Origin of the sequence: Diaphorobacter sp., from assembly GCF_050251835.1 — a bacterium.
In the GTDB taxonomy this organism is placed as follows: Bacteria; Pseudomonadota; Gammaproteobacteria; order Burkholderiales; family Burkholderiaceae_C; genus JBFXIE01.
The window spans coordinates 19,658-28,075 of the sequence record NZ_JBFWLZ010000001.1 but is presented as its reverse complement, the minus strand read 5'-3'; the positions used below and the strand labels follow the sequence as shown (position 1 = coordinate 28,075).

The following is an 8,418-nucleotide window of genomic DNA, read 5'->3' as shown; positions in this document are numbered from 1 at the left end:
TGCGTGACGATGTCGCGGGGCAGGCCCTCGATCGACAGCAGGTGGATCAGCTCGCCGTTCTGGTTGAGTTGGGGGTTGCGCTTGTACAGCACCGTCAGACCTCTTTGACGTCGAAATGGAATGCGCCGGACTCGGTGCGGGCCAGGGCCAGCGACTGCGTGGCCGGTAGCGTCACGCGCGCGGCGGCAAAGTCGGCGGCCACGGGCAGCTCGCGCCCGCCGCGATCCACCAGCACCGCCAGGCGTACACGCGCCGGGCGGCCGTAGTCGAACAGCTCGTTGAGCACCGCGCGGATGGTGCGGCCCGTGTAGAGCACATCGTCCAGCACCAGGATGTCGGCGCCGTTCACGTCGAACGGCAGCGTGGTCTGCGCGCTGCTGGCCAGGCCGCGCCGCGCAAAATCATCGCGGTGCATGGCCGATGACAGCACGCCCGCGTCGCCGGGCAGGCCCAGGTCGCGCTGCAGCCGCTGGACCAGCCAGGCGCCGCCGGAGGCAACGCCCGCCAGATGGGTGTGGGGCTCGCGCAGCGTGCGCACGCCGCGCAGCAGCTCGGCGTACAGCGCCTCGGCATCCAGCATCAGGTGGCCGGGGCGGGCAACGCCCGGCGCTGCGGCCGGTGCGGGGGCAGAAGCAGAAGTCATGGAAGGCTCCTCAAAAACTGTTCCAGGATGATGCACGCCGACGCCGCATCTGCGTCCTGCGCGCCGGCGGCCAGGGCCTCGGTGGTGCTGTAGCGCTCGTCCACCTCGAACACCTGCAAACCAAAGCGCCCGCGCAGCTGGCGCGCAAAGCGCAAGGCGCGGGCGGTGTTCTCGTGCGGTGCGCCGTCGGGGTGCAGCGGCACGCCCACCACCAGGGCGTCGGGCTGCCATTCGCGGATGCGCTCGGCCACCTGAGCAAAGCGCGCGTCGCCTTCGGCGCGTATCGTGCCCTGCGGCGTGGCGGTGCGCAGCATGCGGTTGCCCACAGCCACGCCGGTGCGCTTGAGTCCGAAATCAAAAGCAAGAAAAGACTGGAGATGCGCGGCAACCACGGGCGAAGCGGGCTGACCGCTCATGCGTGCCCCGCATCGCGCGACAGCATCCACGACTGCAGCCCCAGCAGGCCCAGGGCACGGTCGTAGCGCTCGACCACGGGGGTTTCGAAGATGACGGCGGTGTCTGCGCCCACCGTGAGCCAGCTGTTTTCGGCCAGCTCGGATTCAAGCTGCCCCTCGCCCCAGGCCGAATAGCCCAGCGCCACCAGCACACGCTGCGGCCCGGCGCCGTGCGACAGCGCCTCCAGCACGTCCTTGGATGTGGTCATTTCCAACCCGCCCGCGATGGCCATGGTGGAGGCGTAGGACGATGGCTCGTCGCCCTCGGCCTCGCCCTCTTCATCAACGGTAGCCACCTCGCGGCGCCCCGCCTGCCCGCCTTGCGGCGTGCCGCGCATGGCATCGTGCAGCACGAAGCCGCGCTCGGTCTGCACAGGCCCGCCGCGAAACACGGGCTGGTCCAGCAGATCCGCGCGTCCCAGGGTCAGATCCACCTTCTCGAACAGCCCCCGCAGGTTGATCTCGGCGGGTTTGTTGATGATCAGGCCCAGAGCGCCACGCTCGCTGTGTTCGCACACATACACCACGCTGCGCGAGAAAGACGCATCTTCCAGGCCTGGCATGGCGATCAGAAAGTGGTGCGTCAGATTCATGGGCGCGTAGTCGTCGGGCATGTGGCGATTCTACGGGCAACATCCGAACCAACCGGGGGGCACGCCCCCGGCCACGCATACCCCTGTCAGCGCGTTCAGGCGTCGACGGTGAGGCTGGCGTAGTGACGCACCAGACTCATCAGCTCCTCGTCGGAGTAAGGCTTGCCAAGGTAGTGGTTCACACCCAGCTCCATCGCATGCTCACGGTGCTTTTGCGCGATGCGCGATGTGATCATGATGATGGGCAGGTCGTGCAGCACGGCGTCCGAGCGGATATTGCGCGCCAGGTCGAAGCCGTCCATACGCGGCATTTCGATGTCCGACAGCACGACCGCCGGCCGCTCTTCCTGCAGCCGCTCCAGTGCCTGCAGGCCGTCTGCCGCCAGCGCCACCCGGTAGCCTTCGCGCTGCAGCAGGCGCTGCGTGACGCGGCGCACCGTGATGGAGTCGTCCACCACCAGAATCAAGGGCACCGCCGCTACCGATGCCACCAGCGCTGCAGCCGGCGCGCCGCCCTGCGCCAGCGTGGCAGTGTCTGCAGAGGCGCCCGATGAAGGTGCAACGGTTGCGCCGCGCACCTGCTCGCCATACACCGTCGCCAAGGCCACAGGGTTGTAGATCAGCACCACCGCACCGGACGCGAGCACCGACATGCCCGCCAACCCTGGCAGGTGCGACAACTGCGGCCCCAGGTTCTTGACCACGACTTCCTGATTGCCCAGCACTTCGTCCACGTGGATGGCGACGCGCTGCGATGCGCTACGCAAAATCACCACCGGCCGATGCTTGCCCGCCACCTCGGTACTGCAGGCCGACGATTGCAGCAACGCGCCCGCCCAGTAGAAGGGCAGTTGCTCGCCGCCGTCAGCAAAGCTGTGGCTGGCGTAAGCGGCATCCAGCTGCTCGCTGGAGCTGCGACGCACGATCTCGACCAGGCTGGCGGGCACGCCTATCGTCAGATTGCCCGCGCGCAGCATCACCACCTGCGTCACCGCCGTTGTCAGCGGCAGCACCAGGCGAAAAGACGTACCCTTGCCGGCTTCGGTCCTGGTTTCGATACGGCCGCCAAGGGCCTGAACCTCGGATCGCACCACGTCCATGCCGATGCCGCGGCCCGACAGGCCCGTGACTTCGGAGGCCGTGGAGAAGCCGGGCATGAAGATAAGGTTGGCGACTTGCGTGTCGCTGAGCTGCGCGTCCGGGGCAATCAGGCCCTGGGCCACCGCCTTGGCATGGATGCGGGTAGTGTCCAGGCCAGCGCCGTCATCGCGGAACTCCACCGAGACATCATTGCCCTCCTGGCGCAATTCAATCGTGATGACGCCCACCGGAGACTTGCCGGCGCTTGCACGCGCCTCGGGCGTCTCAATGCCGTGCCCCACGCAGTTGCGCAGCAGGTGCTCGAATGCCGGGGTCATCCGATCGAGCACGCCGCGGTCCATCTCGATGAAGCCGCCTGAGATGTCCAGCTTGATCTGCTTGCCGGTCTCCTTGGACGCCTGCCGCACCACGGCGTACAGACGCTCGGAGATGCCCTCAAACTCGACCATGCGGGTGCGCAGCAGGTCGCGCTGCAACTCGCGCGCCTGGCGCCCCTGGGCGATCAGATCGTCTTCCGCGCCCTCCATGGCACGCTGCATGTTGCGCTGCACCGTGGCCACGTCGTTGACCGACTCGGCCATCATGCGGGTCAGCTCTTGCACCCGTGTGAAGCGGTCGAACTCCAGCGGATCGAAGCCCGCCACCGAGTCCTTTGACAAGGCCAGGCGCGACTGCATCTGAGACTCGGATTGCAGCTCGATGTCGCGCAATTGCTGGCGCAGTCGCTCCAGGTTGCCTGTCAGGTCGCTGAGCGAGGCGCGCAGCTGCGACATGCGTGCATCCAGGCGCGATCGCGCGATCATCACCTCGCCCGCCTGGTTCACCAGCCTGTCCAGCAGCTGGGCACGCACGCGTACCGACTGGCCTGCAGCAGCACGCTGGTGCGCCAGCGGCGTGATCGCCGACGGCAACTGCACCGGCACGGATGTGACCGGCGCAGCAACCCGACCCCGCGGCACCTCTGCGGGCACCGCCCAGCTTGCTGCTGCTGGTGCGGCGGCCGAATCTGCCGAGGCCTGCGCCGCCAGGCGAGTCGCGGCAGGCGCCGACACGGCCACGGGCTCGGTCAGCGGCTGGGCGCCAATGGTGCGCAGGGCATCAAAGCCGGCCTGCAGACCATCGAGGCTTGCGAGCAGAGGCTCGATATCGGCTGTAGTGGCGGCTTCCTTGTCGATCTGCTCCACGGCAGATTCCATGCGGTGGGCCATCTCACCCAGGCGCATCGCGCCGGCCAGCCGCGCACTACCCTTCAGGGTGTGCAGAGTGCGCAGCAGTTCGCCACGCGCGCTCAGGTTGTCCGGCCGCGCCGACCACTGGCGCAAGGCAGTACCCAGCGCGGGCAGCAGCTCCAGCGCTTCTTCCTCAAAAATCGGAAAGAGGTCAGGATCGATGACGTCGATCGCATCGATATCGTCATCCATGTCCAGCGTGCTCGCCACGGCGCGGGCAATCGCCAGATCGACGTGGCTGTCGCGGTCTTCGCCGGCCGCCGCCTGCTGCAGCTCGACCGGGCTGGGCGCGGTGCCACCTTGCGGCTGGGCCGCAAACGCGGGCAGTCCGGCTTCAGCGGGCTGCTGCATGTCCAGCAAGGCATCGACATCCGTGACAACGTCAGCCGCCTCAGACGGCGTCCGCGCATCCGCTGGTCCTTCCAGCGGCGCCATCTCGCTGGAGACCTCTGTGTGCAGAATTTCCTGCAGCTGCTCCAGCAACTGGCAGTTGGGCTCTTTGAGAAAGCCCGCTGCGAACTGGTGCAGTAGCCGGCGAATGTCATCCGCGGCGGCATTGAAAACCTGCGCAAAATGGGGAGGGCTGTGCGGCATCAGCTGCGCATGCTGCAAGGTGTGCTCCAGCGTGCGCGCCATCTCCGACAAGGCGGAAAAGCCCACGGTGGCCGAACTGCCAGCCAGGGAATGGGCCAGCGCAACGGCCGTGTCCGGCAGGGGTTCGTGCTGCTCCAGCGACCATTCCTGCAGCGTGGTGACCAGTCGGCGCGACCATTCATCGGCTTCATTCAGGTACACGTTGTAGAGCGGCAGGCCAATGCGCAGGTGCTCGATGACCTTGACCGCCTCATCCGTGGGCATCGCCTCGGCGGGGGCTTGCGTTGCCTGCATGTCCATTGCGGGCGCTTCTTGCAGCTCTTGCGCTTCTTGGGGCGAGACAGGCTCCACCAGAATCTCTTGCAAGGGCTCATCCCCTGCCTGCTCCTCTTGCGCAGACTCCTGGGCGGCCGTCGCATCGTGTGCAGACATCAGGCCGGCCACGGCCTCCGGCAGCGCTGTAGCCTCTGTCGGCAACTCTTCAGGCTGCGCTTCCTGCCGCAGCGCTTCCTGATGCGGCAACTCTTCCAGCGGCGATTCCTGCACCAGCCACTCGGCGTCAAGCTGCAATCTGGCATCGGCCGCAAAGTCAGGCTCAGGCAGGACAGGCGCGTGGGGTGCGGATTCTTGCTCTTCCGTGTCGTGGATGAACTCGGGCTTGCCATCGGCCGCGCCGAAGAAGAAGGTTTCCTCGTGCTGGGGCGGCGGCTCGGGCATGTCTGCCACAGGCGCCTGGGGCTGGGACGCGCTCCGTGCAGACTTCTCCAGCACCTCTTCGAACAACGCGAAGTCCACCTCCTGCAAGTCCTGGTCTTCGAGGGCATCCACGGGCTCCTGCGGCTGCGCTTTCTGCTCTGCGCTGACAAAGGTGTCCGCGAAGTCCAGTGCCGGCTCATCGTCGGACTCGGACAGCACCAGATCGAAAAGCAGCGTTGCGTCTGCGTCTGCGTCGGCCGCTTGTGCGACGGGTTGCTGTACGTCCTCCATCCCGTCAGGGAGTTCGGGCTCGCCCGGCAGATCAGGAGCCGAAGTGATTGTGGGCGCTTCAAGGTGCGCAGCGCCCTCGGTTGTCTGGGCTTCGCTGGCTGACTCAATCTCGCCGGCTGCTGGCTCCAGGGCAGGCTCGGCGGGCGTCGAGGCGGGCTCGCCCGGATGGACGGTCTCGGCCACGGTTTCCTGAACTGCCGTTTCCTGAACTGCCTCTTGGGCCACCTCTTGGGCTGGCTCTTGAACGACCTGTGCCAATGGCTTCGGCTCGGGTGCGTGCTCGGGCGCCGCAGCGGACAGAGCCAGCGGAACCCATGTGCCGTCCAGGCGCATGGCATCAGCAGAGACCCGGAAGGGATGCACTTCCCAGTGCCCCCCCGCACCGGCTGCAATATCGTCCGCCCAGAGACCAAACGCCTTCAGCGTCTCACCAGACAGGTTCAGCAGGGGCTCTTTGATGGGCTTTTGCTCGGCAAGCCAGGCATTCAGCGTCTGCTCCATGGACCAGGCAGCTTCACCATAGTCGCTCAACCCGACCATGCGTGAACTGCCCTTGAGCGTATGGAACGCGCGGCGCAGGGTGGTCTGTTCACTGAGGTTGCCTGGGTCGGCATGCAGTGCATCAATGGCCGCCATGCCCGTGGCAACAACTTCGCGGGCTTCCTCCAGGAAGATTTGCAACAGTTCGTCGTCGGTATCGTCCGTTTCGTCTTGCGGCATCGCAGCGGCAGGCGCTGCGGCTACGGGCGACGGGATCGGCTCCGCTTCGGCGCTTGGTTCAACGGCTGGCTCGGGCTCCGCCTGGGCCATGGCCGACAGGGACTCGGCGCCCACGGGTGCAGCCGGTACGCTGTCCAACGAGAAGTCGAATTCCGCCAGCATGGCCGGCTGCGTTTCGTCCGCCAGCGTGGCCGTGGCCGGCTTGGGCTCGGGCGCGGCCATGGCGCTGTGCTCCGGGCTCGCCGCGACGTCAGCCGGAACATCGGCGTCCTCGAGCGCCTGCGCGGGCACACGCCCCATGAGAAGACGCAACTGGCCCTGCTCTTCGTCGTACACAAACAGCTTGCGCGCCATGTTGCGCTGGTAACTCAGCATGTCAACGAGAAAGCCCAGCGCCCCCAGACTGTTGCCGAGCTTCTCAAACACCTGGTGGCGATCTTGCGGTGCCACATCGTTGATCGTCAGGCGCTCGACCGTGTCGCGCATGCGCATCACGGCCAGCGATGCCTGGTCCAGCCCGATCACAGATAGCACGCCACGCATCTGGTTCAGCTTGGCGGGCACGGGAGTGAGAACCGTTGGCTCGTCGGGATTGCGGAAAAACTGGTCCATGGCCTTCTCGGCCTCTGCCAGCGCGGCGCGCAGTTCGCCCACCACGCTGCCCATGGTCTGGTGGTCGCTGACACGGCGGTACAGTTCCTCCATCCACTGCTCCAGCGGCTGCGACTCGCCACCAGCCACCACGCCGTCGAGGCGACTGGCCAGGCGCCGCGCCCGCTCTGCCATGTGCTGACGCGCGGAGTCCAGCTCTTCAAACGAGGCCTGCAGATAAAGGATGGCCGTGGCCACTTCCATAGCCAGCGCGGGCGAAGGCGGCTCGCCGGATTGGGTCGTGGTCTCCATGGCGCGCGTGAGCGCCTGGGCCAGACTCTCGCTGTCGGGGTGAAGCTTGCGCACCGAATCGCACACCAGACTCAATTGATCGGCGGCAGGCTTGAGCTTGTTGCGATCACCGCCGGCCAGGGCAGACCAGGTGTCCGTGGCCGCAGCGATGCGCTTGCGCGCCTGTGCCAGCATGGCCGGGTCGAACAAACCAAAGCGCGGCTGCTCGTAGTCCACCGACTCGTGGCGCTCTAGCCCATAGGCGTCGCGCACGGCCTGCAGCGTCGGCAGTTCGGCACCAGCGGGTTGGATGGCCTGCGCACAGAAAAACAGCAGATCCTGCACCAGACGATCGCCAATCGCGCTGTCACCCTTGGCAAGACTGGCGTACTGCATCAGCACCCGCGATGCCACGCGCTTGGCATACACGTCCGCAGTCAATACGCCACCGGCGAGCGCCTCAAAGAAGCCGGCACAGATTTTCCAGAACGCACGCACCGGCGGTTCTTGCTGCGCCGCGGCCAGTCCAAGGCACAGAGCCCCCATGTCTGCCGCGGCAACCGGGTCGGCGTTCTTGACGACGCGCAGCACCGCGTTGTCAAGGCGGGCGCGTACCTCGGCGCCGTACCGCACGGGGGCGGCAGACGATGGCAACTGCGGATCACGCAAACGCTGCTCGTTGGGCCACAAATCGGCAGGGTGCACGCGGTCGGCACCTGCCAAAGCCTGAACCTCGCGATACTGCGGGAACAATGCAACGGGCGACAGGGACTTGCCCGCCAGCACATGCTCCAGGTACTCGACCAGCGCAAAGCTGGCGCGCTCAATCACGGCAGCGGCATCGTCACTACACAGCTCCGGGCGCTGCACGAAGCGCTGAACGGCGGTCTCCATCGCCCGCAACACCAGTGCCGGTGGCTCCATGCCCACCATTTCCAGGGCGCCGCTGGCCTGATGCAATTGCTGGCGCGCAATGCGCAGCGGGCCTGCATCCAGCGAGGCCAGATCGGATTCACGGGCAATCTCGGCATCGCGCACAAAGCGGCGCATGGCCTTGACAGCACCATCGAGGGATTTGCGCAATTCATCGAGCACCCATGCAAGCGGCCCGAGGTCTTGCTCGCCCCGGGCCAGATGGGCGCCGGTTGCGCCTGCGGCGTCAATAGATGACATGGATTCGTCCCCGGCTGATCCGGAGCCAGTTCGTTGATGGG

The 8,418-nt window shown here is 66.7% G+C and carries 4 protein-coding genes; all 4 read right to left on the bottom strand.

Annotated features, from left to right (window positions below; translation table 11 throughout):
- Nucleotides 1-94: 94 nt before the first annotated feature.
- Nucleotides 95-643, bottom strand: coding sequence for a bifunctional pyr operon transcriptional regulator/uracil phosphoribosyltransferase PyrR (gene pyrR / locus AB7E35_RS00120; protein WP_428166875.1), 549 nt, complete (start codon nt 641-643; stop codon nt 95-97).
- Nucleotides 640-1,059, bottom strand: a complete 420-nt coding sequence (ruvX, locus tag AB7E35_RS00115) for a Holliday junction resolvase RuvX (protein WP_428161935.1) — start codon at nt 1,057-1,059, stop codon at nt 640-642. Before ruvX ends, pyrR begins: the two co-directional genes overlap by 4 nt.
- Entirely contained in the window at nt 1,056-1,712 is a 657-nt protein-coding gene (locus AB7E35_RS00110) for a YqgE/AlgH family protein (RefSeq protein ID WP_428166874.1), read from the bottom strand. Before AB7E35_RS00110 ends, ruvX begins: the two co-directional genes overlap by 4 nt.
- Nucleotides 1,713-1,786: 74 nt before the next feature.
- Nucleotides 1,787-8,377 (bottom strand): Hpt domain-containing protein, encoded by a 6,591-nt coding sequence (locus AB7E35_RS00105; RefSeq protein ID WP_428166873.1) that lies wholly within the window; start codon nt 8,375-8,377, stop codon nt 1,787-1,789.
- Between the last annotated feature and the right edge of the window lie 41 nt (nt 8,378-8,418).